28 protein-coding genes are annotated in these 26,309 nt (G+C 63.4%); 15 read left to right on the top strand and 13 right to left on the bottom strand.

Going from position 1 to position 26,309, the window contains the following annotated elements:
• Positions 1–3: 3 nt before the first annotated feature.
• Positions 4–363 carry a hypothetical protein gene (locus tag CLU87_RS04950; RefSeq protein ID WP_099729733.1) on the top strand — a complete coding sequence of 120 codons (360 nt, stop codon included), beginning with the start codon at positions 4–6 and terminating at the stop codon, positions 361–363.
• A gap of 272 nt (positions 364–635) precedes the next feature.
• Positions 636–1,514: a 4-hydroxy-tetrahydrodipicolinate synthase gene (dapA, locus tag CLU87_RS04945; protein ID WP_099729732.1), complete on the top strand. Its 879-nt coding sequence runs from the start codon at positions 636–638 to the stop codon at positions 1,512–1,514.
• Positions 1,515–1,547: 33 nt separating this feature from the next.
• Here dapA and moaD read toward each other — a convergent pair whose 3' ends face one another.
• The 8 genes from moaD to CLU87_RS04905 all read right to left on the bottom strand — a co-directional run bounded on the left by moaD (position 1,548) and on the right by CLU87_RS04905 (position 9,306).
• On the bottom strand, positions 1,548–1,799 hold the full coding sequence (gene moaD, locus CLU87_RS04940) for a molybdopterin converting factor subunit 1 (protein ID WP_099729731.1): 252 nt from the start codon (positions 1,797–1,799) through the stop codon (positions 1,548–1,550).
• Entirely contained in the window at positions 1,796–3,049 is a 1,254-nt protein-coding gene (glp, locus tag CLU87_RS04935) for a gephyrin-like molybdotransferase Glp (protein ID WP_099729730.1), read from the bottom strand. The genes moaD and glp overlap by 4 nt, the downstream gene beginning before the upstream one ends.
• Complete coding sequence (mobB, locus tag CLU87_RS04930; RefSeq protein ID WP_099729729.1) at positions 3,034–3,603, bottom strand: molybdopterin-guanine dinucleotide biosynthesis protein B; 570 nt, start codon at positions 3,601–3,603, stop codon at positions 3,034–3,036. The genes glp and mobB overlap by 16 nt, the downstream gene beginning before the upstream one ends.
• A gap of 144 nt (positions 3,604–3,747) precedes the next feature.
• The gene (gene thrC / locus CLU87_RS04925) at positions 3,748–5,193 is read right to left on the bottom strand and encodes a threonine synthase (RefSeq protein WP_099729728.1); all 1,446 of its coding nucleotides are present in this window, start codon (positions 5,191–5,193) and stop codon (positions 3,748–3,750) included.
• 39 nt (positions 5,194–5,232) lie between these two features.
• The gene (locus CLU87_RS04920) at positions 5,233–5,547 is read right to left on the bottom strand and encodes a response regulator (RefSeq protein WP_099729727.1); all 315 of its coding nucleotides are present in this window, start codon (positions 5,545–5,547) and stop codon (positions 5,233–5,235) included.
• A 35-nt stretch (positions 5,548–5,582) separates the two neighbouring features.
• On the bottom strand, positions 5,583–6,917 hold the full coding sequence (locus tag CLU87_RS04915) for a homoserine dehydrogenase (protein WP_056061503.1): 1,335 nt from the start codon (positions 6,915–6,917) through the stop codon (positions 5,583–5,585).
• 72 nt (positions 6,918–6,989) lie between these two features.
• Entirely contained in the window at positions 6,990–8,021 is a 1,032-nt protein-coding gene (locus tag CLU87_RS04910; RefSeq protein ID WP_099729726.1) for a DUF1176 domain-containing protein, read from the bottom strand.
• A gap of 37 nt (positions 8,022–8,058) precedes the next feature.
• Entirely contained in the window at positions 8,059–9,306 is a 1,248-nt protein-coding gene (locus tag CLU87_RS04905; RefSeq protein WP_056061495.1) for a pyridoxal phosphate-dependent aminotransferase, read from the bottom strand.
• Positions 9,307–9,455: 149 nt separating this feature from the next.
• Between CLU87_RS04905 and CLU87_RS04900 the strand changes: the two genes are divergently transcribed.
• The 4 genes from CLU87_RS04900 (at position 9,456) to CLU87_RS04885 (ending at position 12,924) form a co-directional block, all read left to right on the top strand.
• Positions 9,456–9,827 (top strand): Mth938-like domain-containing protein, encoded by a 372-nt coding sequence (locus CLU87_RS04900; protein ID WP_099729725.1) that lies wholly within the window; start codon positions 9,456–9,458, stop codon positions 9,825–9,827.
• Positions 9,828–10,051: 224 nt separating this feature from the next.
• A complete protein-coding gene (locus tag CLU87_RS04895; protein WP_015013251.1) occupies positions 10,052–10,537 on the top strand; it encodes a peroxiredoxin in 486 nt (161 codons plus the stop codon).
• Between the two features lie 238 nt (positions 10,538–10,775).
• Positions 10,776–12,536, top strand: coding sequence for a PhoH family protein (locus CLU87_RS04890; protein WP_099732042.1), 1,761 nt, complete (start codon positions 10,776–10,778; stop codon positions 12,534–12,536).
• Between the two features lies 1 nt (position 12,537).
• Positions 12,538–12,924, top strand: a complete 387-nt coding sequence (locus tag CLU87_RS04885; protein ID WP_099729724.1) for a hypothetical protein — start codon at positions 12,538–12,540, stop codon at positions 12,922–12,924.
• 129 nt (positions 12,925–13,053) lie between these two features.
• Here CLU87_RS04885 and dnaB read toward each other — a convergent pair whose 3' ends face one another.
• The 5 genes from dnaB to rpsF form a co-directional block, all read right to left on the bottom strand.
• Complete coding sequence (gene dnaB / locus CLU87_RS04880) at positions 13,054–14,466, bottom strand: replicative DNA helicase (protein ID WP_099729723.1); 1,413 nt, start codon at positions 14,464–14,466, stop codon at positions 13,054–13,056.
• A gap of 167 nt (positions 14,467–14,633) precedes the next feature.
• Positions 14,634–15,086, bottom strand: a complete 453-nt coding sequence (rplI, locus tag CLU87_RS04875; RefSeq protein ID WP_015013247.1) for a 50S ribosomal protein L9 — start codon at positions 15,084–15,086, stop codon at positions 14,634–14,636.
• Between the two features lie 12 nt (positions 15,087–15,098).
• Positions 15,099–15,380: a 30S ribosomal protein S18 gene (gene rpsR, locus CLU87_RS04870; RefSeq protein ID WP_005795932.1), complete on the bottom strand. Its 282-nt coding sequence runs from the start codon at positions 15,378–15,380 to the stop codon at positions 15,099–15,101.
• A 17-nt stretch (positions 15,381–15,397) separates the two neighbouring features.
• Positions 15,398–15,688 (bottom strand): primosomal replication protein N, encoded by a 291-nt coding sequence (gene priB / locus CLU87_RS04865; protein WP_099729722.1) that lies wholly within the window; start codon positions 15,686–15,688, stop codon positions 15,398–15,400.
• An 18-nt stretch (positions 15,689–15,706) separates the two neighbouring features.
• Positions 15,707–16,084, bottom strand: a complete 378-nt coding sequence (gene rpsF / locus CLU87_RS04860) for a 30S ribosomal protein S6 (protein ID WP_015013245.1) — start codon at positions 16,082–16,084, stop codon at positions 15,707–15,709.
• Between the two features lie 308 nt (positions 16,085–16,392).
• Between rpsF and grpE the strand changes: the two genes are divergently transcribed.
• The 9 genes from grpE to leuB all read left to right on the top strand — a co-directional run bounded on the left by grpE (position 16,393) and on the right by leuB (position 26,300).
• Positions 16,393–16,944, top strand: coding sequence for a nucleotide exchange factor GrpE (grpE, locus tag CLU87_RS04855; RefSeq protein WP_056061476.1), 552 nt, complete (start codon positions 16,393–16,395; stop codon positions 16,942–16,944).
• A 93-nt stretch (positions 16,945–17,037) separates the two neighbouring features.
• On the top strand, positions 17,038–18,987 hold the full coding sequence (gene dnaK, locus CLU87_RS04850; protein ID WP_056061472.1) for a molecular chaperone DnaK: 1,950 nt from the start codon (positions 17,038–17,040) through the stop codon (positions 18,985–18,987).
• Between the two features lie 84 nt (positions 18,988–19,071).
• Positions 19,072–20,217: a molecular chaperone DnaJ gene (dnaJ, locus tag CLU87_RS04845; protein WP_056061470.1), complete on the top strand. Its 1,146-nt coding sequence runs from the start codon at positions 19,072–19,074 to the stop codon at positions 20,215–20,217.
• A 154-nt stretch (positions 20,218–20,371) separates the two neighbouring features.
• Complete coding sequence (locus CLU87_RS04840; RefSeq protein ID WP_099729721.1) at positions 20,372–21,736, top strand: MBL fold metallo-hydrolase; 1,365 nt, start codon at positions 20,372–20,374, stop codon at positions 21,734–21,736.
• Between the two features lie 136 nt (positions 21,737–21,872).
• Positions 21,873–22,850, top strand: coding sequence for a LysR family transcriptional regulator (locus CLU87_RS04835; RefSeq protein ID WP_099729720.1), 978 nt, complete (start codon positions 21,873–21,875; stop codon positions 22,848–22,850).
• A gap of 21 nt (positions 22,851–22,871) precedes the next feature.
• Positions 22,872–24,293, top strand: a complete 1,422-nt coding sequence (gene leuC, locus CLU87_RS04830) for a 3-isopropylmalate dehydratase large subunit (RefSeq protein ID WP_099729719.1) — start codon at positions 22,872–22,874, stop codon at positions 24,291–24,293.
• Between the two features lie 69 nt (positions 24,294–24,362).
• Positions 24,363–24,488 carry an entericidin A/B family lipoprotein gene (locus tag CLU87_RS04825; protein ID WP_005795904.1) on the top strand — a complete coding sequence of 42 codons (126 nt, stop codon included), beginning with the start codon at positions 24,363–24,365 and terminating at the stop codon, positions 24,486–24,488.
• Between the two features lie 11 nt (positions 24,489–24,499).
• On the top strand, positions 24,500–25,150 hold the full coding sequence (gene leuD, locus CLU87_RS04820; RefSeq protein ID WP_056061459.1) for a 3-isopropylmalate dehydratase small subunit: 651 nt from the start codon (positions 24,500–24,502) through the stop codon (positions 25,148–25,150).
• A 76-nt stretch (positions 25,151–25,226) separates the two neighbouring features.
• Complete coding sequence (gene leuB, locus CLU87_RS04815; RefSeq protein ID WP_099729718.1) at positions 25,227–26,300, top strand: 3-isopropylmalate dehydrogenase; 1,074 nt, start codon at positions 25,227–25,229, stop codon at positions 26,298–26,300.
• The last annotated feature ends 9 nt before the right edge of the window (positions 26,301–26,309 follow it).

The following is a 26,309-nucleotide window of genomic DNA, read 5'->3' as shown; positions in this document are numbered from 1 at the left end:
CCCATGGATGACGACAACCAGATCCACGTGCCGCCCTCCTTCATGGCGGTTTACACCGACACCCGAGGGCGCCCGACGGAAAAGGCGGACGGCGTGCGCGCCCGCTACGAGCTGTGCGAAGACCTGGCTGGCCACCTGGTGGAGCACGCGCAGACGCTGTACCACGTGCAGGCGCCTTCCGAAACCGAGATCCTGCAGCGCATCCACGCGGGGCTGTGCACGGCCGAATCTGGCGTGGCGGTGGCCGAAGCGACATGGATCGTCACCCGGCTGGCCGAGCTGCTGGTGTGGCAATGCCCCGTGCTGGTTCCGCCGCAGCCTGAATCTGCAGCCGACGCGGCCCAGCCACCGCAGGCAGGCTGACCAACCTTGGAACACGGTGGGCGCTTGGCTATACTGCGGCCCATGTCCACGCACACCCTCTTTGCCATGACCGCCGCACCTGCGGTGGCGTTGCAGTGCGTGGGCAAAACCAAAAAACCAGAGCTCATCTGACCGGAGCTGTGGTTCCGTCCGGATGGGCGACGGAACCACCTGGTAGAGAAATTTCCTTTTCTCGTTTCACTCCCCGGCATTCCGCGCGCGCTCCCTCCGGACGGTTCTTCCCCTGGTCGAACCCTGAAAGGACGCTTCGCATGTCTGCCACCGATACCGCTACCTCCCACCAGCCGCTGTTCAGCGGGCTCTGGATCGCCTTGGTCACACCGTTCAAGGACGGCGCCGTGGACCACCCGGCCCTTGCCGCCCTCACCGCCCGGCTGCGTGCCGACGGCGTTGCGGGCTTCGTTGCCTGCGGCTCGACCGGTGAGGCCGCGGCCCTCGACAAGGCCGAGCAACTGCAGGTGCTGGAGACCGTGCTCAGCGCCGCCCAGGGTTTGCCCGTGGTGATGGGCGTGTCGGGCTACCACCAGGGCCAGGTGCTGGAGCAGGTGCAGGCCCTTGCACACTACCCGGTGGCAGGCCTGCTGGTGTCCGCCCCGCACTACATCCGCCCCTCGCAGGAGGGCCTGCTGCACTGGTTCCGCACTCTGGCCGACGCCAGCGCGGTGCCCCTGCTGATCTACGACATCCCGTACCGCACAGGCGCCACGCTCACCACCGAAACGCTGCTGGCGCTGGCGGCACATCCGCGCATAGAGGCCATCAAGGACTGTGGCGGCAACACGGCCAAGACGCAGGCCCTGATCGCCGATGGCCGGCTGCAGGTGCTGACGGGCGAAGACGCGCAGATCTTCCATACGCTGGCCCTCGGCGGCGCAGGCGCCATCTCTGCCTGTGCACACTGGCAGACGCCACTTTTTGTGGAGTTGATGGCATTGCTGCGTCAGGGCGACCTGCCCGCAGCCCGCCATTTGTGGCAGGCCTTGCAACCCTGGGTGGAAGCGTGTTTTGCAGAGCCCAACCCTGCCCCGCTCAAGGCCATGCTGGCGCATGCAGGGTGGATGCACAGTGAACTGCGCGCGCCGATGATGCCGGCCTCAAAGGCGCTGCAAGATCGTTTGAAGGCGCTTTGAGGTGACGTGCTGGCGAGCGCGGGAGCGCCCTGGCTAGCCGCCCGTCACCGGGGGGAAGAAAGCCACCTCGGCCCCATCGGCCAGGGTGGCGGACTCGTCGCTCAAGGTCTGGTTGAGTGCCATGCGCACGGCCCGGCCCCGCGCCAGGCTGCTGGCGTGGGCACCACCGCGTGCGATTAGCTCGTCGCGCAAGGCACCCAGCGTGGTGGCAGCGGTTTCGACCGCCTCGCTGCCTTGCCCAATGGCCTCACGGATCGAGGCGAAGTAGCGCACAGAGACCTTCATTCCAGCAACTCCGAAAACGCGATAAACCGCACCATATCGCCTGGCGCAATCGTCTGGCCCGCCGGGTTGTCCACCACGCCATCACCCCAGGCGGCCGAAGTGAGCACACCCGAACTCTGGTTGTTGAACAGGTCCAGTCCGCCCGCCGAGTTGTGCCGCACGCGCAGAAATTCGCGGCGTTTATCGGCTTTGGGCCAGGTGAAATCGGCACGCACCGCCAGGGTCTGCGGAGTCACGTCCTGCACGCCCTGCAGCCGCAGCACAAAGGGCCGCACCAGCAACGCAAAGGTCAGAAAGCTCGACACCGGGTTGCCAGGCAGGCCCATGAAGTGGGCAGCACCGCCTTCACGCGGGATCTGGCCATAGGCAAACGGCTTGCCCGGCTTCATCGCGATCTGCCACAGGTCCAGCGTGCCCAGAGTCTCCACAGCAGGCTTGATGTGGTCTTCCTCACCCACACTCACGCCCCCGCTGGTCAGGATCAGGTCGTGCGCGCTGCTGGCCTGGCGCAGGGCGTCGATGGTGGCCTCGCGCCGGTCGGGCACGATGCCCAAATCGGTCACCTCGCAGCCCAGGCGTAGCAGCATCGCACGCAGGAAAAAGCGGTTGCTGTTGTAGATGGCACCGGGGCGCATCTGCTCGGGCGGGACTTCGCCGGGCATGACCAGTTCATCGCCCGTAGAAAACAGCGCCACGCGCGGGCGGCGCACGACCTGCAGCTGGTGCTGACCAATGCTGGCGGCCAGGCCCAGTTCGGCCGGAGTGAGACGCGTGCCAGCCGACAGCACCACCGCACCCCGGGTGATGTCTTCGCCCGCGCTGCGGATCCACTGCCCGGCTCGCGGAACGGCGTTGATACGCACCGAGCCCAAGCCATCGGCAGCAGCCAGGGCTTCACAGTCTTCCTGCATCAGGATGGCGTCGGCGCCTGCAGGCACAGGCGCACCAGTGAAGATGCGCGCCGCCGTGCCGGGCTGCAGTGGGTCGCCCGCACTGCCGGCAGGAATGCGCTGCGACACGGGCAACACCACCCCTGCTGCCGCCACATCGGCGCAGCGCACGGCGTAACCATCCATCGAACTGTTGTCCTGGGGAGGCACCTGCAGAGCCGACACACAGCTTTGCGCCAGCACGCGGCCGTCGGCGTCAAAGGTGGTGGCGGTATCGAAGCCTGGCAGCAGCTGGGCGTGCGCCAGCAGGTCCGCCAGCGCCTCGTCCAGCGGCTTGAGCGGCTTCATTGCGGGGCGCATGGCAGCAGCCCCCCGTGCAGTTCCCAGTTGTACTCAAAGCGGTGTTCGTACTGGATGAGCCAGTCCACCACCTGGTCGGGCGCGTTGAGGTCCAGCAGCGGTAGTTTCGTGGGCACCAGCAGGCTCTCGGGCGCATCGGTGGCCACAGCCACCACAAAGTCATCTTCCGGGTAGCGCACGGGCTTGGCCAGTTGCCCGGGCTCTGGCGCGCGCCAGACCTCGATCTTGAGCAGGTCGCTGTCCTTGAAACCCTCCACCAGCACCCAGTCCACGCCCTGGTACAGCTCCGCCAGCAGGTGGTGCACGCTGAGAGTGGCGGGCTGCTCGAACTCGCGCACCAGCATCAGGCGCTTGTCCGATGCCGCGACCACCTCGAAAGCCCCCGCCTCGCGGTGGCGGTAGGTGTCCTTGCCCGGGTGGTCCACATCAAAACTGTGGTGGGCATGCTTGACCACCGACACTCGCAGGCCCCGCAGCCGCAGCGCGGGGATCAACTGCTCGACCAGCGTGGTCTTGCCACTGCCGGAAAACCCGGCAAAACCGACAACCTTCATCCACTGCTCCTTGATTAGCTATGTTATTTATAGCATTAAGTGCATACCAGACTAGCGCCCGGGGCAATATTGACCACAAACGACCTTGTCCTGGCCCGCCCGGCATCTGCCGGCCGCTCACGCGGACAGGCAGGTACCGACCGCTCACCCCAACGCTGCAGGGGAGCAATGGCGTTCGATGTAGGCCTTGACCAAGTCCACGTCGGCGGGCATCACCTGTACACGCTTGGGCAGGTCTTCGATGCCTGCAAACTTGGCAGGCCGCTCGGGCGCATGGCCCAGCGCTTCGACGATGGTCTCGGCAAACTTGATGGGCAGCGCCGTTTCCAGCACGATCATCGGTACGTTGGGGTCTTGGTGGTGCTCCAGGGCCACCTTCACCCCGTCGGCGGTGTGGGTGTCGATGGTCACGCCATGGCGCTGATAGTTGTCGCGGATCGTGGCCAGGCGGTCGGCGTGGGTGCTCTTGCCACTTTCAAAACCGTATTTGGTGGCGGCATCGGCAAACAGCGGCTCTGCGCTCAAGTCAAAGCGGCCGTAGGTTTGCAATGCAGCGCCGAACAAGGCCTTGGTACGTTGGCCGTTGCGGCCCAGCAGGTCGAAAATGAAACGCTCGAAGTTGCTGGCCTTGCTGATATCCATCGAAGGGCTGGACGTCTCGTGCGTGTCGGCACTGCTGCGCACGCGGTACACGCCGGTGCGGAAGAACTCGTCGAGCACGTCGTTTTCATTGGTGGCCACCACCAGCTTGGCAATGGGCAGGCCCATCATGCGCGCCACATGGCCCGCGCACACGTTGCCAAAGTTGCCCGATGGCACCGTGAAACTCACCTTCTGGTTGTTGGTCTCGGTGGCCTGGATGTAGCCCGCAAAGTAGTACACCACCTGTGCCAGCAGGCGCGCCCAGTTGATGGAGTTGACGGTACCGATCTTGTACTTGTGCTTGAAGGCATGGTCATTGGAGACGGCCTTGACGATGTCCTGGCAGTCGTCGAACACACCTTCGATGGCGATGTTGTGGATGTTCTCGTCCTGCAGGCTGAACATCTGCGCCTGCTGGAACGCGCTCATGCGGCCGTGCGGGCTGGTCATGAAGACACGCACGCCCTCTTTGCCGCGCATCGCGTATTCGGCGGCGCTGCCGGTGTCGCCACTGGTCGCGCCCAGGATGTTGAGCTGCTCGCCGCGGCGCTTGAGCTCGTACTCGAACAGGTTGCCCAGCAGCTGCATGGCCATGTCCTTGAAGGCCAGCGTAGGACCGTTGGACAGGGCTTCGAGCCACAGACTGTTTTCGAGGTGGCGCAGGGGCACGATCTCGCCCGTGCCGAACACTTCGGCGGTGTACGTCTTGGCGCACAGGGCCTTCAGGTCGGCAGCGGGAATGTCGTCGATGTACAGCGACAGGATCTGGAACGCCAGCTCTGCATAGCCTTGCTCGTGGTAGGCCTTGCGCAGGCGCGTGAGCATGGCGTCATCCACCTGCGGGTAATGCTCGGGCAGGTACAGGCCACCATCGGGCGCCAGGCCCTCGAGGAGGATGTCGCAAAACTGCTTGCGGTCTGCATGGCCGCGGGTGCTGAGGTACTTCATGAGGGGTTCCCGTCGGTATCGGTGAATGGGGTGAACTGGCTAAATGCTGATGCCGTACACACGGATGTCAATGTAGAGACGCGAGGCGATCAGCAGGAAGAACCCGCCGATCAGGATGAGCCAGTGCAGTGCCCGGTCCTGGCGGTTGTCGGTGCGCTCCAGCAGCACAAAGTACAGCCACGCGGCCAGAAAGCTGCCCACACCGTTGAGCAGGGCCTGCGTGCGCGACATGGCCCCGAACAGGGCCAATGCGACCAGCAGGCCGAACCAGAACGCCAGATGCCAGCGCGGCAGATCGACATGCGCCATCTTGAGCAGCGCCGACAGCGTCAGGGCGGCAACCAGAGTGGGCATGGCGAGGCAGCATCATGGTGTGGCGTGGCCCATCATCAGTTGAGTTCTTCCTTGCGAATGCGCGTGATGGGTGCCAGCACGGTCGGCAGCGCCTGCATTTGTGCAATGACGGCATCCATCGTGCCTTCGCGGGTGTCGTGGGTCAGGATGATCAGGTCGGTCTGCGTCGATCCCTCGCCGCCCACTTCGTCAGCCTCGCGCTGCAGCACGGCATCGATGCTCACGCCGGCCTCGGCCAGCAGGCCGGTGACCTTGGCCAGCACGCCAGCCTGGTCGGCGACGCGCAAGCGCAGGTAGTAGCTGGTGACCACTTCGCTCATCGGCAGCACGGGCAGCTGGTCCATGGCGCCCTGCAGCGTGTTGGCCTGGAAGGCCAAGTGCGGCACGCGGTGTTCAGGGTCGGCCGTGTGCAGGCGGGCGATATCTACCAGGTCGGCGATCACTGCACTGGCGGTGGGCTCACTGCCTGCGCCCTTGCCGTAGTACAGCGTGGTGCCCACGGCATCGCCCTGCACCACCACGGCGTTCATCGCGCCTTCGACGTTGGCGATCAGGCGCTTGGAGGGTACGAGGCTCGGGTGCACGCGCAGCTCGATGCCCTTTTCGGCGCGCTTGGTGATGCCCAGCAGCTTGATGCGGTAGCCCAGTTGTTCTGCGTATTTGATGTCGGCGGCGGAGAGCTTGGTGATGCCTTCCACATAGGCCTTGTCGAACTGCACCGGGATGCCGAAAGCGATGGCGCTCATCAATGTCGCCTTGTGCGCGGCATCCACGCCTTCAATGTCGAAGGTGGGGTCGGCCTCGGCGTAGCCCAGGCGTTGCGCTTCTTTGAGCACCACGTCGAAGTCCAGGCCCTTGCTGCGCATCTCGGACAGGATGAAGTTGGTGGTGCCGTTGATGATGCCGGCGATCCACTGGATGCGGTTGGCCGTAAGGCCTTCGCGCAGCGCCTTGATGATGGGAATGCCACCGGCCACGGCGGCCTCGAAGGCCACCATCACACCCTTGGCCGATGCGGCCGCAAAAATCTCGGTGCCATGCACGGCCAGCAGCGCCTTGTTGGCGGTGACCACATGCTTGCCTGCGGCAATGGCTTCGAGCACCAGTGCACGTGCGATACCGTAGCCGCCGATCAACTCGATCACGATGTCGATGTCGGGGTTGGCGATGATGGCACGGGCGTCGTTGACGACCTGGATGCCGTCACCCACCACAGCCTTGGCGCGCGCTACGTCCAGGTCCGCCACCATGGTGATCTCGATGCCACGGCCAGCACGGCGGCTGATCTCGTCCTGGTTGCGCTGCAACACGTTGAACACGCCGCTGCCGACGGTGCCGATGCCCAGAAGGCCTACTTGGATGGGTTTCATAGCAATGGGAAGAGAAAGAAAAACAATGATTCGGGAGGGATGTAAAGGGCGCGGTGTCGAGCAGCAGATCCCTCAACGCGTGACATAGGTGGGCAACTGCCAGGCGCCACCCGCAAAGCCACGGCACATGCCGTCACCAGACTCGCTGCGCAGCACAAAACCCTGGCCGTCGAACTGCCACTCACGCACCCACCAGCAGTCGCCAATGCCCCGGCCCTTCATTGCCGAATGCACTGTGCCCGAGGCCGGATCGAAATCGCCGTCCACGTCCTGCAAGGGCTCTGGCTTGTAGGGCGGGCGGTCGTTGGCCACCCACAGCAAGCTGCTGAAGTTGTAAGCGCCCATGCCACAGGGCACGGACAGCAGCACCTTGCGCTCCGTGAGCCGGTAGACCTGCACATTTGCGGGGTTGAACGCATCGTCGCCGTTGCACTGGCCTTCGGTACTGGCGCGGCCCAGCGCAGCCACCAGCGGCTTGGCCAGTGCGGCATCCCCCTTGCGCGCAGGCATCGGGGTCACAGCCTTGATGACCGGAGCAGGCAAAGACGGCAGCACGGAAGCCTCTGGCTTCGTGCCCTTGCGCACCATGGCGCCCGGTGTGCCCACCCGGCCCTGGGCCTCGTCCATCTTGAGCAGAACCGCGGTGACACCCGCCAGTGACAGCACCCAACGGTCCTTGCCAGCGGCCACCGTGGCCTCTTCGTTCTTGAGCAGCTCCTGCAGCAGGCGGGGCACCTGCGCTGCAGGCACGCTGGGTGTGTCGCCCTTGAGCCCTGGCAAAGACAGTGTGCCCACCTTGAGGTGCAGCGACGCTGGAGTGGCTTTCTCGGTGGACACCTGCAGGTCCACCAGCACCGGCGTGTCAGGTCCCGCCTCGCGGGTCAGGCGCATGGAGACCGGCTCCGACTCGCCACTCTCCGACTGGTAACCCACGGCCCTGCAAGTGCGGGTGTTGTCGCACTGCAAGGCCCAGTCCTTGTGCTGGAAGCTCACGGGCTCTTTGCCCTTGTCGGCAGCCTGCACAGCAGCGCCGTGCAAGCCCGCCGCCACCAGCCCACAGGCGGCGACATGCCGGGCCAGGTCAAGAACGGAGGGTCTTTGCATGGAGCGTATCGCCTTGTTGTCTGGGCAACGCGACGGATCAGGCCGCGACGGCTGCCGCAGCGGTCTGCTTGCGCTTTCGGTATTGCTCCAGGAAGCGCGCCACGCGGCCAATGGCATCGCGCAGGTCGTCTTCATGGGGCAGGAACACGATGCGAAAATGGTCCGGAGCAGGCCAGTTGAAACCCGTGCCCTGCACCAGCATGACCTTCGTCTCCTGCAGCAACTCCAGGAAGAACTGCTGGTCGTCCTCGATGGGATACACCGCCGGGTCGAGGCGCGGAAACATGTACAGCGCGGCCTGAGGTTTCACACAGGTCACGCCCGGGATGGCCGTGATCAGTTCATACGCCAGATCACGCTGCTTGCGCAGGCGGCCGCCCTCACAGACCAGTTCGTTGATGCTCTGGTAACCACCCAGCGCCGTCTGCACGGCCCATTGGCCAGGAACGTTGGCACAAAGTCGCATGTTCGAGAGCATGTTCAGGCCCTCGATGTAGTCCTTAGCGGGCTTCTTGTCGCCCGAGACCACCAGCCAGCCAGCACGGTAACCGCAAGACCGGTAGCTTTTGGACAGCGAGTTGAAGGTGAGCGTGAGCACATCCTCGCTCAGCGAGCCGATGGCCGTGTGCTTGGCGCCGTCGTACAACACCTTGTCGTACACCTCGTCCGCAAAGATCACCAGGCCGTGTTCGCGGGCGATGGCCACGATGCCCTTTAGCAACTCGACCGAGTACAGCGCACCCGTGGGGTTGTTGGGGTTGATGACCACGATGCCTTTGGTACGCGGCGTGATCTTGGCGCGGATGTCCTCCAGGTCGGGCATCCAGCCATTGGCCTCATCGCACAGGTAGTGCACCGGCGTGCCGCCCGACAGGCTGGCCGCAGCGGTCCACAGCGGGTAATCCGGCGATGGCAGCAACAACTCATCGCCAGTGTCCAGCAACGCGTTCGTTGCCATCACGATCAGTTCGCTGGCGCCGTTGCCCAGGTAGATGTCATCCAGCGCCACGCCCTTGATGCCCTGCTTCTGGGTCTCGTGCATCACGGCCTTGCGGGCGGCGAAGATGCCTTTGCTGTCCGAGTAGCCCGCCGAGTTGGGCAGGTTGCGGATCATGTCCTGCTGAATTTCTTCGGGGGCATCAAAGCCAAACACCGCCAGATTGCCGATGTTGAGCTTGATGATCTTGTGCCCATCCTCCTCCATCTGCTTGGCCGCGTCCATGATCGGGCCCCGGATGTCGTAACAAACATTGGCGAGCTTGGCGGATTTTTGGACGGTTTTCATGCGCTGACAGTAGTGCGGTGGGGTCAGGAGGCCGCCGGAGCCGGCGCCCTCAGGCTAAACCTATAATTTGACCACAGAACCGTTGCCATCCCCTGGCGCCGGGCGCAGCTGCCACACCCCGCAGCACCTGAGGCCCACCACTTCCTGCCATGAAATTCCAGCCCGACCGCTCCAACGCTCAGACCATCAGCGGCTACGGCCCCGGCTGGATCGGCATCGACGCCGACAAGATCACCCACAGCGTCATCATCGGGTCGGCAGGCCTGCGCCAGCCCTGGCCCTGCTCCCGCTTTGAGGATCTGACCCCGGAGCATTTCGCCCAGTTGGCCGGACTGGAAACCGAACTGGTCATTTTTGGCAGCGGGCTGCGCAATCGTTTTCCCCCGCCCGCATGGCTGGCTCCCCTGATGGCGCGGCGACTCGGGCTGGAGACCATGGACACCCAGGCAGCATGCCGCACCTACAACATCCTGGCGAGCGAAGGACGCAACGTGGTCGCAGCCCTGATTCTGGAAGTCTGAACGCGCGCTCACGGCCTGCCTCAAAGTCGGGCGCACCGGGAATGCCACTTATGCACGGCCGTGCCAAAGTGCCCGCCACCCCACGCAGGACACACTGTCTTACATTTGGCCGGGAACCGATTTCAGGGTAAAATCACCGGTTGCGGTCGGGGGCACCACCAAGAGCAATAACACACCCACTCCCCCGGCTTACCAACGACTACATCCTGAGAGATTGAAGTGATATGGCGATCGTTGTCAACAAACCCCTCCCTGAATTTGAAGCCAACGCAACCGGTGGTATCAAGGTCTCCAACACCTCCCACCTTGGCCAAATTCTGGTTCTCTACTTCTATCCCAAGGACAACACGCCGGGCTGCACCACGGAGGCCATGCAGTTTCGCGACAAGTACAAGGATTTCGTGAAAGCTGGCGCAGCCGTGTTCGGTGTCTCGCGCGACAACATGAAGTCGCACGACGACTTCAAGGAAAAGCTGGAACTGCCGTTCGAGCTGATCGCCGACACCGAAGAAAAGATGTGCCACATGTTCGGCGTGGTCAAGAACAAGATCATGTACGGCAAGAAGGTCAAGGGCATCGAGCGCAGCACCTTCCTGATCGGCCCCGATGGCCTGCTTGTGCAAGAGTGGCGCGGCCTCAAGGTACCAGGCCACGTGGACGAAGTCCTCAAGACCGTCAAATCCCTCAAGGCCCTGAAAAAGGCCGCCTGAGCAGAACCTGATCGCGTCAGCGCTGCTGCGACCGTTGCAATCCACCAAAGGGCACTGGAGCATCCACGCGACACACCGCCCGTTTTGCCCTGGCAAGACACATGGAGTGGGCATAATGGGTCAATGCCCCTGGTTCTTGCACCGTTAGCACCCATTCAAAAAGCCGCCTTGGCCTCCAGGCGGCTTTTTGCTTTCTGACCCCATCCGTTACCCCTTTACCGACCGAGGCCCTGCCACCATGCCCCTGCCCCCCGCCCCCAGCCGGCGCGCTGCACTCCTCGCGCCAGAAGCCTTTGAAGTCACGGCCCGCCCCCGCGTAGCCACCACCTCGGCCAACGAAGCCGTTGCCATGCCTCAGCGCGCCGCTGCAGCCCCAGCCCGCGCGGGACGCAAGGCAGACAGTGTGGCCTCGTCGCTGGCAGCGCCTGACACCGCTCCACTGCTACAAATCGAGACACGAACCCGGACAGCCGCCCCCTCTGCCGCTCCCGTGGCTCGCAGCACTGGCACGCGCAAGGCGCGCGGTACCGCCACTCCTCCTGCCGTCACCGCCAGCCCCGCGCCAGCCACCGCAACCACCACACGCAGCCGCAAGTCCGCATCGCACGGCCCGACCAAGCTCTTCGTGCTGGACACCAATGTGCTCCTGCATGACCCGACCAGCCTGTTCCGCTTTGAAGAGCACGACATCTTCCTGCCGATGATCGTGCTGGAAGAATTGGACGGCCACAAGAAGGGCATGACCGAAGTCGCGCGCAACGGCCGCCAAGCCAGCCGCACCCTGGATGCGCTGGCGGCCGCCCAGGGCGCCGACATGGCCAAGGGCCTCAAGCTCGACTCCACCGGCCAGCGCGCCGCAGGCGGCCACCTGTTCTTCCAGACCGTACCGCTGGATTACAGCCTGCCCACCAGCCTGCCCCCCGGCAAGGCCGACAACCAGATCCTGGGCGTGGTCGAAGCCCTGCGCAAGCTGCACGCCCCGCGCGAGGTGGTGCTGGTATCCAAGGACATCAACATGCGCGTCAAGGCGCGCGCCCTGGGCCTGAACGCCGAGGACTACCAGAACGACAAGACACTGGAAGACGGCGACCTGCTGTACGCCGGTGTGCTGGCCCTGCCCCCCGACTTCTGGGCCAAGAGCGGCAAGAACGTGGAAAGCTGGCAGAGCGGCGCCCACACCTACTACCGCATCGGCGGGCCCATCGTGCCGCAGCTGATGATCAACCAGTTTGTGTACTTCGAGGCCCCCGGCGAGCCCAGCCTGTTTGCGCGCGTGAGCGAAATCCGCGAGAAAACAGCGGTGCTGCAGACCCTCAAGGACTATGGCTCCACCAAGAATGCTGTGTGGGGCGTGACCACGCGCAACCGCGAGCAGAACTACGCCATGAATCTGCTCATGGACCCCGAGATCGACTTCGTGACCTTGACCGGCACCGCTGGCACCGGCAAGACCCTGCTGGCCCTGGCCGCAGGCCTGACCCAGGTGCTGGACGACCGCCGCTACACCGAGATCATCATGACCCGCGCCACCGTGAGCGTGGGCGAAGACATCGGCTTCCTGCCCGGCACGGAAGAAGAGAAGATGGGCCCCTGGATGGGCGCACTGGATGACAACCTGGAGTTTTTGGCCAAGGGCGATGGCGGCAACGCAGGCGAGTGGGGCCGCGCGGCCACCAATGAGCTAATCCGCAGCCGCATCAAGATCAAGAGCATGAACTTCATGCGCGGGCGCACCTTCCTGAACAAGTACGTGATCATCGACGAAGCGCAGAACCTGACGCCCAAGCAGATGAAGACGCTGATCACCCGCGCAGGCCCCGGCACCAAGATCATCTGCATGGGCAACCTGGCGCAGATCGATACACCGTACCTGACCGAAGGCTCCTCCGGCCTGACGTATGCGGTGGACCGCTTCAAGGGCTGGCCACACAGCGGGCACATCACCCTGGCGCGGGGCGAACGCTCACGCCTGGCGGACTTCGCCAGCGAGGTGCTCTGAGTTGGCGGCAGGCTGGGTTACAGCACTGAAGCTGGTGCCCTGGGGCGACGTCATCGAGGCGACGCCCCAGATCCTGCAGGCGGCCAAGAAGCTGCTGGGCGCCACCCAAAAAGGGAATGCTGAAGCGGCGACGGCTGCACTCGATGGTGCCGTTGGCGAGCCCGCCATTCCGGTGGCCTTGCAGCTTCAGCATCTGCGTGACCGCGTGGCGCAATTGGAGCGGGAGCAGCAGGAGTCCGCCATGCTGATCCAGTCCCTGGCCGAACAGCACGCCCAGGTGGTGCAAGCAGTGGAAGTGCAGCGCCGACGCCAGCAATGGCTCACCGTGGCGGTGAGCATGCTGGCAGTGGCTTGCGCAGGTTTGCTGGTGTGGGTACTAACCCAATAGTGCAATAGCGATACCGCGCATGCCGGGAGCCTGGAACCACGGGCACTGTACGGCATTGCGCCAGAACTTGTTCGCTATAAATTCAATAGCTGCCAGCGCATATAAAAACGGCGCTAGCAGCTATTTTTATTAGAAATCGTCGCCTGAACCCATCGCCAGGTTCTCAAAGCGCGTCTGGTTCTTCTGGAAGAACAGCTTCACGGTGCCGGTGGGGCCGTTCCGTTGTTTGCCGATGATGACCTCGGCCACGTTGGGCTCCTTGGAGTCCTTGTTGTAGTAGTCGTCGCGGTAGATGAACATGATGATGTCCGCGTCCTGCTCGATGGCGCCCGATTCGCGCAGGTCGGACATCATGGGGCGCTTGTCGGTACGCTGCTCCACCGAGCGGTTGAGCTGAGACAGCGCGATCACTGGGCATTGCAGCTCCTTGGCCAGCATTTTGAGGCCCCGGGAAATTTCGCCCAGCTCCGTCGCCCGGTTGTCCGATCCCGACGAACCCGAGCCGCTCATGAGCTGCAAGTAGTCCACCACGATCAGGCCCAGCTTGCCGCACTGGCGCGCCAAACGGCGCGCGTTGGCACGCAGCTCGCTGGGCGTGAGGCCCGGGGTTTCGTCGATGTGCAGCGACACCGTGCGCAGCTTTTCGATGGCTTCGGTCAGGCGTGGCCATTCATCGTCGGTGAGCTTGCCGGTGCGCAGGTTGCCCTGGTTCACCCGGCCGATCGAGCCCACAATACGCACCGCCAATTGAGCTGCGCCCATTTCCATCGAGAAGATGGCGACCGGCAAGCCCTCGTTGAGCGCCACGTGCTCAGCAATGTTCACCGCGAACGAGGTTTTGCCCATGGACGGGCGGGCTGCCAGGACCACCATGTCACCCGCCTGCAAGCCACTGGTCATGCGGTCCAGGTCGGCAAAGCCGGTGGGGACGCCCGTGACGTCCACAGGGTTGTCAGCCATCTCCTGCACGCGGTCGAGCAGGTCAATCACCAGCGTATCGAGCGACTGGAAGCCCTGCTTGGTGCGCGAACCCTCTTCGCCAATGGCAAAGATCTTGGCCTCGGCTTCGTCCAGAATGCGTTCCACCGTTTTGCCTTGGGGGTTGAACGCGTTGGTCGAAATTTCGTCGCTGGCCGTGACCAGCTTGCGCAGGATGGCGCGTTCGCGAACGATTTCGGCATAGCGCCGAATATTGCTGGCACTGGGTACGTATTGCGCCAGATTGTTCAGATAGGCCAGCCCGCCCATCTCCTGCGCCTTACCCTGGTTCTGCAGATGCTCGAACACCGTGATCACGTCGGCTGGCTTGCTGGCATTGATCAGCGCGCCAATGGCCGTATAGATCATCTGGTGCTCGTGGCGGTAGAAATGGCTTTCTACCAGCAGGTCGCCCACGCGGTCCCAGGCGTTGTTGTCCAGCAGCAGACCACCCAGCACACTGGACTCCGCCTCGATGGAGTGCGGTGGCACACGCAACTGGGCAATTTCACGGTCCGGCACGGGCGTGAATCCATCATCAAGGGGTGGGAAAATGGCAGACATGGAATCCTTGGAGCTAACCCGGCATGCTATCGCCCACGCGGCGTGTCGTCATGGCACAAGTCTGTGGATAAGGCGGGGGTAACCCGTGGGCAACCGTGTACAAACTACGGTCACACAAAGACAAAAGCCGCCCAAGGGCGGCTTTTTTGAGAGGTCCTGACGGACGATCAGGCGGTTTCGCCGTAGACCGACACGTTGACTTCCACGACCACATCGGTGTGCAGAGCCACGCTCACAGCGCTGTCGCTCACGACCTTGATCGGGCCGTTGGGCAGGCGGATTTGCGACTTAGCAACCTTGTAGCCTTGCTTATTCAGCTCTTCGGCGATGTCATGGTTGGTCACGGAACCAAACAGACGGCCATCCACGCCAGCCTTTTGTGTCAGCTTGACAGTGGTACCGGCCAGCTTTTCACCTTGGGCCTGGGCTTCTGCCAGCTTGGCAGCAGCGGCCTTTTCGAGTTCAGCGCGCTTGGCTTCGAACTCTGCCTTGGCGGCTTCCGTGGCGCGACGTGCGCGGCCAGCGGGAATCAGAAAGTTGCGGGCGTAGCCGTCTTTGACCTTGACGATTTCACCGAGGTTGCCGAGGTTCACAACCTTGTCGAGCAGAATGATTTGCATGGGTTGTGCTCCTTAGATCTTGTGCTGGTCGCTGTAAGGCACCAGGGCCAGGAAGCGTGCGCGCTTGATGGCAGTGTTCAGCTGACGCTGGAAGATGGCGCGCGTGCCGGTCAGGCGTGCGGGGATGATCTTGCCGTTTTCGGCGATGAAATCGCGCAGCGTATCGACATCCTTGTAGTCGATTTCTTCAACACCGGTCACCGTGAAGCGGCAAAAGCGCTTGCGCTTGAACAGCAGGGACTGGGTGTTGCGCTTTGGGCGCTTGTCTTTGTTGAACTTCTTGAACGTGGCCATTGCGGACCCCTTGAAAATTAATTTTGTTGAATATCCTGGATGTGCAGCACTGCAGTCTTGCCATTGCGCGGTGTGGCCAGAAATCCATGGAAAGTCCAGAGACTTCCGATGTTCTGCCTTGCCAGTCGCTCAGCCATCGCTCCAAAGGCTGTGGCTTTTATGGCGGCCTTGACTTCGCGGGGATGGCCTGCCTCAGTTTGCTGGGACTCGTGTTCGAGGCGCAGCGTGAGGGCAGGCAGTCCGGCGGGCGTGTATCGCAAGGGCTCAGCCTCTGCGATACAGGCGGTCAAGACGACGCGGTTCTCCACTCCAAAGAGAGAAGAGGATCAGCGCTCGCCGGCCGCTGCGTATTCAGCTTGGCTGGCCTTGCGAGCTTCTTCGCGCTCGACGGTCTTCATCATGGAGGAAGGACCGGTTTCAGCCTTCTTCTTTTGCACGGTCAGGTGGCGCAGCACGGCGTCGTTGAACTTGAAGGCGTGCTCCAGTTCAGCCATCACAGCCTGGTCGGCTTCGATGTTCACGCACAGGTAGTGGGCCTTGGCCAGCTTGTTGATCAGGTACGCCAGTTGACGACGGCCCCAGTCTTCCACGCGGTGCACCTTGCCACCGCCAGCGGTGATCATGCCCTTGTAGCGCTCCAGCATGGCTGGAACTTGTTCGCTTTGATCCGGATGGATCAACAAAATGATTTCGTAATGACGCATGCAGACTCCTTTTGGGTGAGACCACCCACCGCGTCTAGAAGTGGTGTGGCAAGGGAAAGCCTGCGATTATAACCCGACCGCTTGCGCTTGTACACTCAGCACACCCGCTACCGCATCGTCCACACCCCATTTGTCCAGCCATGGAAGGTGCGGCCCTTGCAAAAACGGCGGTTGGGCCGACATGCCCTACAACCACTTGCGCCAACCCGGGGCCGTCACAACGACAAATCCCTGGCGCAGACCTTGATATTCCCCGGCAAGCCCCCAGATGCCGCGCGTACTGCTTTTTTACCTCTTCAAATCCTGACATGTCAGACCACAGCCAAACCAACCCCGCCCCGAGCGCCCCCGCCCCCGAAGAAGTCGAAGCCGCCATGGCCGCCCACGCCTCCGATGAGCTGGCACGCCTGCAGGGCGAGCTGGCCGAGCTGAAGGCCAAAAGTGCCGATCTGGCGGACCAGTTCCTGCGCGCCAAGGCCGAGGCGGAGAACGCCCGCCGCCGCGCTGAAGAGGAAGTGTCCAAGGCCCGCAAGTTCGGCATCGAGAGTTTTGCCGAGAGCCTGCTGCCCGTGGCTGACAGCCTGGATGCGGCCCTGGCCATCAAGGAGGCCACGCCCCAGCAGCTGCGCGAAGGCGCCGACGCCACCTTGCGCCAGTTGACGTCTGCGCTGGAGCGCAACAAGGTGGTGGCCATCAACCCCGCCGCAGGCGCCAAGTTCGACCCCCACCAGCACCAGGCCATCAGCGTGGTGCCCGCGGAGCAAGAAGCCAATACGGTGGTGGCTGTGCTGCAAAAGGGCTACGTGATCGCGGAGCGCGTGTTGCGCCCGGCCTTGGTCACCGTGACTGCGCCCAAGTAAGCCTCAAAAAAATCGACCTGGAAGACTTGAAGCAAACCAAGTTATCCACAAGTTACTAGCCATCCAAACCATTCAAGCATTCGGAGAAAAATCATGGGAAGAATCATCGGCATTGACCTGGGCACCACCAACAGCTGCGTTTCCATCATGGAGGGCAACACGACCCGCGTGATTGAAAACAGCGAAGGTGCACGCACCACGCCCTCCATCGTGGCCTACCAGGAAGACGGCGAGATCCTCGTCGGCGCCTCGGCCAAGCGCCAGGCCGTGACCAACCCCAAGAACACCCTGTACGCCGTCAAGCGCCTGATCGGCCGCAAGTTCACCGAAAAAGAAGTGCAAAAGGACATCGATCTGATGCCTTACAAGATCGTGGCTGCCGACAACGGCGACGCCTGGATCGAAGTGCGCGGCAACAAGCTGTCGGCCCAGCAGGTGTCCGCAGACATCCTGCGCAAGATGAAGAAAACGGCTGAAGACTACCTGGGCGAGCCCGTGACGGAAGCCGTCATCACCGTGCCCGCTTACTTCAACGACGCCCAGCGCCAAGCCACCAAGGACGCTGGTCGCATCGCTGGCCTTGATGTCAAGCGCATCATCAACGAGCCCACCGCTGCAGCCTTGGCCTTTGGCCTCGACAAGCAGGAAAAGGGCGACCGCAAGATTGCCGTGTATGACCTGGGTGGCGGCACGTTCGACGTGTCCATCATCGAAATCGCCGACGTGGATGGCGAAAAGCAGTTCGAAGTGCTGTCGACCAATGGTGACACCTTCCTGGGCGGCGAGGACTTCGACCAACGCATCATCGACTTCATCATCGGCGAGTTCAAGAAGGAACAAGGCGTGGACCTGTCCAAGGACGTCCTGGCCCTGCAGCGCCTGAAGGAAGCCGCCGAAAAGGCCAAGATCGAGTTGTCGAATTCGGCAGCGACCGACATCAACCTGCCCTACATCACGGCCGACGCCTCGGGTCCCAAGCACCTGAACATCAAGCTGACCCGCTCCAAGCTGGAACAACTGGTGGAAGAGCTGATCGAGCGCACCATCGCTCCTTGCCGCATGGCGATCAAGGACGCGGGCGTGTCGGTGTCCGACATCCATGACGTGATTCTGGTCGGTGGCATGACCCGCATGCCCAAGGTGCAGGAGAAGGTCAAGGAATTCTTCGGCAAGGACCCCCGCAAGGATGTGAACCCTGACGAAGCCGTGGCCGTGGGCGCCGCCATCCAGGGCCAAGTGCTGTCGGGCGACCGCAAGGACGTGCTGCTGCTGGACGTGACCCCCCTGTCGCTGGGCATCGAAACCCTGGGCGGTGTGATGACCAAGATGATCACCAAGAACACGACCATCCCGACGAAGTTCGCTCAGACCTTCTCGACGGCCGACGACAACCAGCCTGCCGTGACCATCAAGGTCTACCAAGGCGAGCGCGAAATGGCCACTGGCAACAAGCTGCTGGGCGAGTTCAACCTCGAAGGCATTCCACCCGCAGCTCGCGGTGTTCCGCAGATCGAAGTGTCGTTCGACATCGACGCCAACGGCATCTTGCACGTGGGCGCCAAGGACAAGGGCACCGGCAAGGAAAACAAGATCACCATCAAGGCCAACTCGGGCCTGTCGGAAGAAGAAATCCAGAAGATGGTGAAGGACGCCGAGCTGAACGCTGCGGACGACAAGAAGAAGCTGGAACTGGTGCAGGCCCGCAACCAGGGTGAAGCCGCTGTGCACAGCGTCAACAAGAGCCTGGCCGAACACGGCGACAAGCTCGACGCAGGTGAAAAGGACGCGATCGCTGCAGCCGTGAAGGCCCTCGAAGAAGCCCTCAAGGGTGAAGACAAAGCCGCGATTGACGAAAAGACGACCGCGCTGATGGCCGCCAGCCAGAAGCTGGGCGAGAAGATGTACGCCGAATCGCAGGCAGCGCAAGCCGCCCAGGCGGCCGGTGGTGCAGACGCCGCAGGCGCATCGGCCGGTGCAGCCAACAAGCCCGCAGACGACGACAACGTCGTTGATGCCGAGGTGAAGGAAGTCAAGAAGGGCTGAACGAGCCCCCGTTGACCCGAGCCGCCGCGCAATGCTCGTCAGGGGCTGCGCGGCGTTCCTGTTCCAACCGGGTTCTGAATCACTATGTCCAAACGAGACTTTTACGAAATCCTGGGCGTTCCGAAGAACGCCTCGGACGAAGAAATCAAAAAGGCCTATCGCAAGCTGGCGATGAAGCACCATCCTGACCGCAATCAGGGGGACGCAGCCAAGCCTGCCGAGGAGAAGTTCAAAGAGGCCAAAGAGGCCTACGAGATGCTCTCGGACCCACAAAAGCGCGCGGCCTATGACCAGTATGGCCATGCGGGGGTAGACCCCAACATGCGCGGCCCCGGTGGCGCGGGAGCAGAAGGATTTGGCGGTTTTGCGGAAGCCTTCGGCGACATCTTTGGCGACATGTTCGGCCAACAAGGCGGGCGCGGGCGCGGCGCCGGTGGACGCCAGGTCTACCGTGGCAGTGACCTCAGCTATGCCATGGAGATCACGCTCGAAGAAGCAGCTCGCGGCAAAGACGCGCAGATTCGCATCCCGTCCTGGGACACCTGCGACACCTGCCATGGCAGCGGAGCCAAACCCGGCACCAGCGCCAAGACCTGCGGCACCTGCCAAGGCGCGGGCACCGTGCAAATGCGCCAGGGCTTCTTCAGCGTGCAACAGACCTGCCCCCACTGCCGTGGCACGGGCAAGATCATTCCCGAGCCTTGCACCACCTGCCATGGCCAAGGGAAGCTCAAGAAGCAGAAGACGCTGGAAGTGAAGATTCCTGCCGGCATCGACGATGGCATGCGCATCCGCTCCACCGGCAACGGCGAGCCGGGCACCAACGGCGGCCCGCCGGGCGACCTGTACATCGAGATCCGCCTGAAGAAACACGACATCTTCGAGCGCGATGGCGACGACCTGCACTGCCAGGTACCGGTGAGCTTCATCACGGCGGCGCTGGGTGGCGAGATCGAGGTGCCCACCCTGCAAGGCAAGGCGGCCATCGACATCCCCGAAGGCACCCAGGCCGGCAAGCAGTTCCGCCTGCGCGGCAAGGGCATCAAGGGTGTGCGCGCCAGCTACCCAGGTGACCTGTACTGCCACATTGCGGTCGAGACACCCGTCAAGCTCACCGAACACCAGCGCAAGCTGCTGCGCGAGCTGGAAGACTCCCTCAAGAAGGGCGGCGCACGCCACTCGCCCAGCGGCGAGAGCTGGACGGACCGGCTGAAGAACTTCTTCAGCTGATCACGCGCGGGTTTCCCGCCAAAAACCGCCTGCAGCCCCAAAGCCGCAGGCGGTTTTTTCTTGATGCAAGGCAAGAAACCCCCTGGCAACGTCCGCAGGCGCAATCCGACCAGTAGGATGGTCATCATCGATGATCACCCGGGAGTCTGGACACATGAACGTCAACATCACCTTCCTGGGGGGCTCCGGCACCGTCACCGGCTCCAAGTACCTGGTGCGTTACAACGGCAAGAGCCTGCTGGTCGATTGCGGCCTGTTCCAGGGCTACAAGCAGTTGCGCCTGCGCAATTGGCAGCCCCTGCCCGTCACGCCGCACCAGATCGACGCCGTGGTGCTGACCCATGCCCACCTGGACCACAGCGGCTACCTGCCGCTGCTGGCGCGCGACGGCTACACCCACGCCATCCACTGCACCCCGGGCACACGTGACCTGTGCACCATCCTGCTGCCCGACAGCGGGCACCTGCAGGAAGAGGACGCCGCCTTCCTCAACCGCCACCAGCTCAGCAGCCACAGCCCCGCTCTGCCCCTGTATACCCGGCTCGACGCGCTGCACTGCCTCAAACAATTTCAGATCCATGCCTTCCACAAGGCGTTCGAGCCCCTGCCCGGCTGGCGCATGACGTTTTCGCCCGCAGGCCACATCCTGGGTGCGGCCAGCGTGCTGCTGGAGGTGGGCGGCAGGCGCATCCTGTTCTCTGGCGACCTGGGCCGGCCGGACGACTTGCTGATGAATCCACCGGACGCCCCGCCCCAGGCGGACACCGTGCTCATCGAATCCACCTATGGCGACCGCGAGCACCCGCCCGAAGGTCTGCTCGACGAACTGGGCCCCGCCCTGCAGCGCCTGGCCGCACGCGGGGGCATCGCCGTGGTGCCCGTCTTCGCCGTGGGCCGCGCGCAGGCCGTGCTGCACGCCATCGGGTTGCTGAAGGCGCAGGGTGTGGTGCCAGCATCGCTCAAGGTATTCCTCGACAGCCCCATGGCCGTGAGCACCACCGGACTGTTCCAGCACCACATGCAGGAACACCGCCTGAGCGGCCGCGAGGTACAGGCGCTAGAGCATGGCGCCACCATGGTCCAGACACCCGAGCAATCCAAAGGACTGGCCAAACTGCATGGTCCCATGGTCATCCTGTCGGCCAGTGGCATGGCTACCGGGGGACGCGTACTGCACCACCTGGCACTGCACGCTGGCGATCACCGCAACATGATCATTCTTACCGGGCACCAGGCGCCGGGCACACGCGGCGCGCGGCTGGCTGAGGGCGAAAAGACCATCCGCATTCACGGCCAGGACGTGGCCGTGCGCGCCGAAGTGGTCAAGTTGTCTTCTGCATCGGCCCACGCCGACGGCAACCAGCTCATCGCCTGGCTGCGCAGCATGGGGCACGCGCCCGACCAGGTGTATGTGGTGCATGGCGAAATGGGCGCCGCCGACCTGCTGCGCCAGCGCATTGAACACGAATTGCGCTGGCGGGCCTCAGTGCCAGAGCACGGCAGCACCTGCGCGGCCTGAGCCCCGGTCTTTTTCTGCACTCCAGGAGTGCCACTCTTGCGCAGAAGGGCATCTCAGCCATCGCGTATCACGATGACAAACCACAGACAATGGGGAGAAAATATGAAACCTTCTCTTTTTGAGAAGTCAAAACCCCATGAAAAGCTCCGAGCGCAGTTTTGCGCGCCGTATTGACCTCACCTCGCTGCAATTGTTTGTGGCGGTGTGCGAGCTGGGCAGCATCGGCCGCGCCGCCGAGCGCGAATTCATTGCAGCATCAGCGGTCAGCAAGCGCCTGTCGGACCTGGAAACGGCTGTAGACACCGCCCTGCTCTACCGCCACAGCCGGGGTGTGACGCTCACGCCCGCCGGCGAGAGCCTGCTGCACCATGCGCGCACCGTGCTGTTTGGCCTGGAGCGCATGCAGGGCGAACTGAGTGAATATGCCGACGGCGTTCGCGGCCATGTCCGCATGCACGCCAACATCTCGGCCATCTTTCAGTTTCTGCCCGAAGACCTGGGCGCCTTTGCGCGCGAGCACAGCCAGATCAAGATCGACCTGCAGGAGCACCTCTCCAGCGATGTGCTGCACGCCGTGCAAGAAGGAGCCGCCGACCTGGGCATCTGCAACATCGGCATGGCGAACGGGGGCGGAACCCTGGAGCTGCAGAGCCGCCCCTACCGCGCCGATCATTTGGTGCTGGTTGTGCCCCGAGCGCATGATTTATCTGCGCTGGATGCTATCAATTTTGAAGAAGTCCTGGACTGGGACATTGTGGGCCTGCACGCCAACAGCAGCATCAGCCTGGCCATGCGCGCGGCCGCTGCCGCAGCCGGGCGCCCCCTGCGCCAGCGCATCCAGGTGACGGGGCTGGACGCCATGTGCCGCATGATCGACAACGGCCTGGGCGTGGGCCTGCTGCCCGACCGGGCGTTTGCGCTGATGCGCGGCGTGGGCAACCTGCAAGCCATCCCGCTGACCGATGCCTGGGCCCACCGCGAACTGCGGGTGGTAGCCCGCGACTTTGACGCCCTGCCCGTCACCGCGCGTTTGCTGGTGGAACACCTCTCACCCAGGGCAGAACCCGCCCCGGCGCACCCGGCCCCCGACACTAAAATCCAATCACCCACCTGAAAGCAGAAAGAAAGCCACGCCATGGGACGCACCCTGTACGACAAGATCTGGGACGAGCATGTCATCCACACCGAAGAGGACGGCACCTCCATCCTCTACATCGACCGCCATCTGGTGCATGAAGTCACCAGCCCTCAGGCATTCGAAGGTCTGCGCGAGGCGGGCCGCAAGGTCTGGCGCATGAGTTCCATCGTGGCCACGGCCGACCACAACACGCCCACCACGGGCTGGGAAAACGGCTACGACGGCATCACCGATCCGATCAGCAAAGAACAGATCACCACGCTGAACGACAACATCGCGCAGATCACACCCGCCGCGTTCTTCCCGTTCATGCACAAGCGCCAGGGCATCGTGCACGTCATCGGCCCTGAAAACGGTGCCACCCTGCCCGGCATGACCGTGGTCTGCGGCGACAGCCACACCAGCACGCACGGCGCGTTTGGCGCCCTGGCCCACGGCATCGGCACCTCCGAGGTCGAGCACGTGATGGCCACGCAGACCTTGCTGGCCAAAAAAGCCAAGAACATGCTGGTGCAGGTTGATGGCACCTTGGCCAAAGGCGTGACGCCCAAAGACGTGGTGCTGGCCATCATCGGCAAGATCGGCACGGCCGGCGGCACGGGCTACACCATTGAATTTGCAGGTTCTGTCTTCCGCGCGATGAGCATGGAAGGCCGCATGACCGTGTGCAACATGGCCATCGAAGGTGGTGCTCGCGCGGGTCTGGTGGCGGTGGACGACAAAACCATTGAATACGTCAAGGGCCGCCCCCTGTCGCCCACGGGCGTGGAATGGGACCAGGCCGTTGCGTACTGGAGGACGCTGCACTCCGACGCCGACGCAAAGTTCGACACCGTGGTCAAGCTTGATGCGGCCGACATCGTGCCGCAGGTCACCTGGGGCACCAGCCCCGAGATGGTGCTGGGCGTGGACGCCCGCGTGCCCGACCCGGACAAGGAAAAGGACGTCAACAAGCGTGGCGCCATCGAGCGCGCGCTGACCTACATGGGCCTGCAGCCCGGCAAGCCGATCAATGACATCACCATCGACAAGGTGTTCATCGGCAGCTGCACCAACAGCCGCATCGAAGACATGCGCGAAGCCGCCGCCGTGGTGAAGAACCTGGGCCGCAAGGTGGCCAGCAATGTGAAGCTGGCCATGGTGGTGCCCGGCTCGGGCCTCGTCAAGGAGCAGGCCGAGCGCGAGGGCCTGGACAAGATTTTTGTGGCCGCAGGCTTTGAGTGGCGCGAGCCCGGTTGCAGCATGTGCCTGGCCATGAACGCCGACCGGCTGGAGCCCGGCGAACGCTGCGCATCCACCAGCAACCGCAACTTTGAAGGCCGCCAGGGTGCTGGCGGCCGCACGCACCTGGTGAGCCCGGCCATGGCCGCAGCCGCTGCCGTGCACGGCCACTTTGTGGACATCCGCCAGTTCACCTGAGCTGATCACTCATCCCATCATCCGCCCGTTGTCCCCTCTACTGCCCCAACCGCCTGAAGGAGCCTTGTCATGAAAAAGACCGCCACCCTCATCGCCCTGTCCCTGGCCTTTGTGCTGGCTGGCTGCAACACCGTCAAGGGTGTGGGCCAGGACATTGGCAAAGCCGGTAGCGCCATCGAGCGGGCCGCCAAGTAACTGATACCGCCATGCAAAAATTCACCTTGCTCAAGGGCCTTGTGGCCCCCATGGATCGCGAGAACGTCGATACCGACGCCATCATCCCCAAGCAGTTCCTCAAGTCGATCAAGAAGACCGGCTTTGGCGTGAACCTGTTTGACGAATGGCGTTACCTGGACCACGGCGAGCCCGGCCAGGACCCCGCCAGTCGCAAGCCCAATCCCGACTTCGTGCTGAATCAGCCGCGTTACCAAGGCGCCAGCATCCTGATCGCACGCAAGAATTTCGGGTGTGGTTCCAGCCGCGAGCACGCGCCGTGGGCCTTGGATCAGTTCGGCTTCCGCGCCATCATTGCGCCCAGCTTTGCCGACATCTTCTTCAACAACTGCTTCAAGAACGGCCTGCTGCCCATCGTGCTGCCCGAGGCCACGGTGGCCCAGCTGTTCGATGAAGTGCTGGCCTTCCCCGGCTACCAGCTCACCATCGACCTGGAGCGCCAGGTCATCGTGCGCCCCCAGGGCGAAGAGATCCCGTTCGACGTGCAGGCCTTCCGCAAGTACTGCCTGCTCAACGGTTTTGACGACATCGGCCTGACCCTGCGCCAGTCGGACAAGATCAAGGCCTTTGAAGCCCAGCGGCTTGCCACCAAGCCCTGGCTGGCACACACCATGGTGTCGTAACTCAAAAATTCAGCCCAATCGGCCGCAAGCGCTACATCCATATGCGCTAGCAGCTATCAAAAACAAAGCAAAATCAATGAAAATCGCAGTTCTGCCGGGTGACGGCATCGGTACCGAAATCGTGGCCGAGGCCGTCAAGGTCCTCAACGCACTCGACCTGAAGTTCGAGATGGAATCCGCCCTGGTCGGCGGCGCCGCCTACGAGGCCCACGGCCACCCGCTGCCCGAGTCCACCCTCAAGCTCGCCAAGGAAGCCGACGCCATTCTGTTTGGCGCCGTGGGCGACTGGAAATACGACAAGCTCGACAGGCCCCTGCGCCCCGAACAGGCCATCCTGGGCCTGCGCAAGAACCTGGGCCTGTTCGCCAACTTCCGCCCTGCCATCTGCTACGAGCAACTAGTGGGCGCATCGAGCCTCAAGCCCGAGCTGATCGCGGGCCTCGATATCCTCATCATCCGCGAGCTGACGGGCGACATCTACTTTGGCCAGCCGCGTGGCCGCCGCGTGGCCACCGATGGCCACTTCCCCGGTGCCGAGGAAGCCTTCGACACCATGCGCTACAGCCGCCCCGAGATCGAGCGCATCGCCCACGTCGCCTTCCAGGCCGCCCGCAAGCGCAACAAGAAGGTCACCAGCGTGGACAAGGCCAACGTGCTCGAAACCTTCCAGTTCTGGAAGGACGTGATGACCGAGGTGGGCCAGCAGTACCCCGACGTGGAACTCCAGCACATGTACGTGGACAACGCGGCCATGCAACTGGTCAAGGCCCCCAAGGCGTTCGACGTGGTGGTGACCGGCAACATGTTCGGCGACATCCTGTCGGACGAAGCCTCCATGCTGACTGGCTCCATCGGCATGCTGCCCTCGGCCAGCCTGAACAGCAGCAACCAGGGCCTGTACGAGCCCAGCCACGGCAGCGCCCCCGACATCGCCGGCAAGGGCGTGGCCAACCCGCTGGCCACCATCCTCTCGGCAGCGATGATGCTGCGCTTCAGCCTGAACCAGGAAGCCGCCGCCCAGCGCATCGAAGCCGCCGTGCAGAAGGTGCTGGCCCAGGGCCTGCGCACGCCCGATATCTACAGCGAAGGCACCACCAAGGTCGGCACGGCGCAGATGGGCGACGCGGTGGTGAAGGCGCTGCAGGCGTAAATCACCCCA

Origin of the sequence: Acidovorax sp. 59 (assembly GCF_002754175.1) — a bacterium.
Taxonomy (GTDB): domain Bacteria; phylum Pseudomonadota; class Gammaproteobacteria; order Burkholderiales; family Burkholderiaceae_C; genus Acidovorax; species Acidovorax delafieldii.
Note: the sequence above shows the minus strand (reverse complement) of the source record. Positions and strands in the feature narration are given on the sequence as shown.

What these genes read in the sequence shown, in the direction of transcription:
- leuB (WP_099729718.1), top strand. Translation starts at nt 25,227, where the DNA reads ATGAAAATCGCAGTTCTGCCGGGTGACGGCATCGGTACCGAAATCGTG.
- rplI (WP_015013247.1), bottom strand. Translation starts at nt 15,086, where the DNA reads ATGCAAATCATTCTGCTCGACAAGGTTGTGAACCTCGGCAACCTCGGT.
- rpsF (WP_015013245.1), bottom strand. Translation starts at nt 16,084, where the DNA reads ATGCGTCATTACGAAATCATTTTGTTGATCCATCCGGATCAAAGCGAA.
- leuC (WP_099729719.1), top strand. Translation starts at nt 22,872, where the DNA reads ATGGGACGCACCCTGTACGACAAGATCTGGGACGAGCATGTCATCCAC.
- CLU87_RS04920 (WP_099729727.1), bottom strand. Translation starts at nt 5,547, where the DNA reads ATGCCCACTCTGGTTGCCGCCCTGACGCTGTCGGCGCTGCTCAAGATG.
- CLU87_RS04915 (WP_056061503.1), bottom strand. Translation starts at nt 6,917, where the DNA reads ATGAAACCCATCCAAGTAGGCCTTCTGGGCATCGGCACCGTCGGCAGC.
- CLU87_RS04840 (WP_099729721.1), top strand. Translation starts at nt 20,372, where the DNA reads ATGAACGTCAACATCACCTTCCTGGGGGGCTCCGGCACCGTCACCGGC.
- CLU87_RS04895 (WP_015013251.1), top strand. Translation starts at nt 10,052, where the DNA reads ATGGCGATCGTTGTCAACAAACCCCTCCCTGAATTTGAAGCCAACGCA.
- dnaJ (WP_056061470.1), top strand. Translation starts at nt 19,072, where the DNA reads ATGTCCAAACGAGACTTTTACGAAATCCTGGGCGTTCCGAAGAACGCC.
- CLU87_RS04900 (WP_099729725.1), top strand. Translation starts at nt 9,456, where the DNA reads ATGAAATTCCAGCCCGACCGCTCCAACGCTCAGACCATCAGCGGCTAC.
- CLU87_RS04950 (WP_099729733.1), top strand. Translation starts at nt 4, where the DNA reads ATGGATGACGACAACCAGATCCACGTGCCGCCCTCCTTCATGGCGGTT.
- thrC (WP_099729728.1), bottom strand. Translation starts at nt 5,193, where the DNA reads ATGAAGTACCTCAGCACCCGCGGCCATGCAGACCGCAAGCAGTTTTGC.
- CLU87_RS04890 (WP_099732042.1), top strand. Translation starts at nt 10,776, where the DNA reads ATGCCCCTGCCCCCCGCCCCCAGCCGGCGCGCTGCACTCCTCGCGCCA.
- CLU87_RS04905 (WP_056061495.1), bottom strand. Translation starts at nt 9,306, where the DNA reads ATGAAAACCGTCCAAAAATCCGCCAAGCTCGCCAATGTTTGTTACGAC.
- mobB (WP_099729729.1), bottom strand. Translation starts at nt 3,603, where the DNA reads ATGAAGGTTGTCGGTTTTGCCGGGTTTTCCGGCAGTGGCAAGACCACG.
- glp (WP_099729730.1), bottom strand. Translation starts at nt 3,049, where the DNA reads ATGCGCCCCGCAATGAAGCCGCTCAAGCCGCTGGACGAGGCGCTGGCG.
- moaD (WP_099729731.1), bottom strand. Translation starts at nt 1,799, where the DNA reads ATGAAGGTCTCTGTGCGCTACTTCGCCTCGATCCGTGAGGCCATTGGG.
- dnaB (WP_099729723.1), bottom strand. Translation starts at nt 14,466, where the DNA reads ATGTCTGCCATTTTCCCACCCCTTGATGATGGATTCACGCCCGTGCCG.
- dapA (WP_099729732.1), top strand. Translation starts at nt 636, where the DNA reads ATGTCTGCCACCGATACCGCTACCTCCCACCAGCCGCTGTTCAGCGGG.
- CLU87_RS04825 (WP_005795904.1), top strand. Translation starts at nt 24,363, where the DNA reads ATGAAAAAGACCGCCACCCTCATCGCCCTGTCCCTGGCCTTTGTGCTG.
- CLU87_RS04835 (WP_099729720.1), top strand. Translation starts at nt 21,873, where the DNA reads ATGAAAAGCTCCGAGCGCAGTTTTGCGCGCCGTATTGACCTCACCTCG.
- CLU87_RS04910 (WP_099729726.1), bottom strand. Translation starts at nt 8,021, where the DNA reads ATGCAAAGACCCTCCGTTCTTGACCTGGCCCGGCATGTCGCCGCCTGT.
- dnaK (WP_056061472.1), top strand. Translation starts at nt 17,038, where the DNA reads ATGGGAAGAATCATCGGCATTGACCTGGGCACCACCAACAGCTGCGTT.
- leuD (WP_056061459.1), top strand. Translation starts at nt 24,500, where the DNA reads ATGCAAAAATTCACCTTGCTCAAGGGCCTTGTGGCCCCCATGGATCGC.
- grpE (WP_056061476.1), top strand. Translation starts at nt 16,393, where the DNA reads ATGTCAGACCACAGCCAAACCAACCCCGCCCCGAGCGCCCCCGCCCCC.
- rpsR (WP_005795932.1), bottom strand. Translation starts at nt 15,380, where the DNA reads ATGGCCACGTTCAAGAAGTTCAACAAAGACAAGCGCCCAAAGCGCAAC.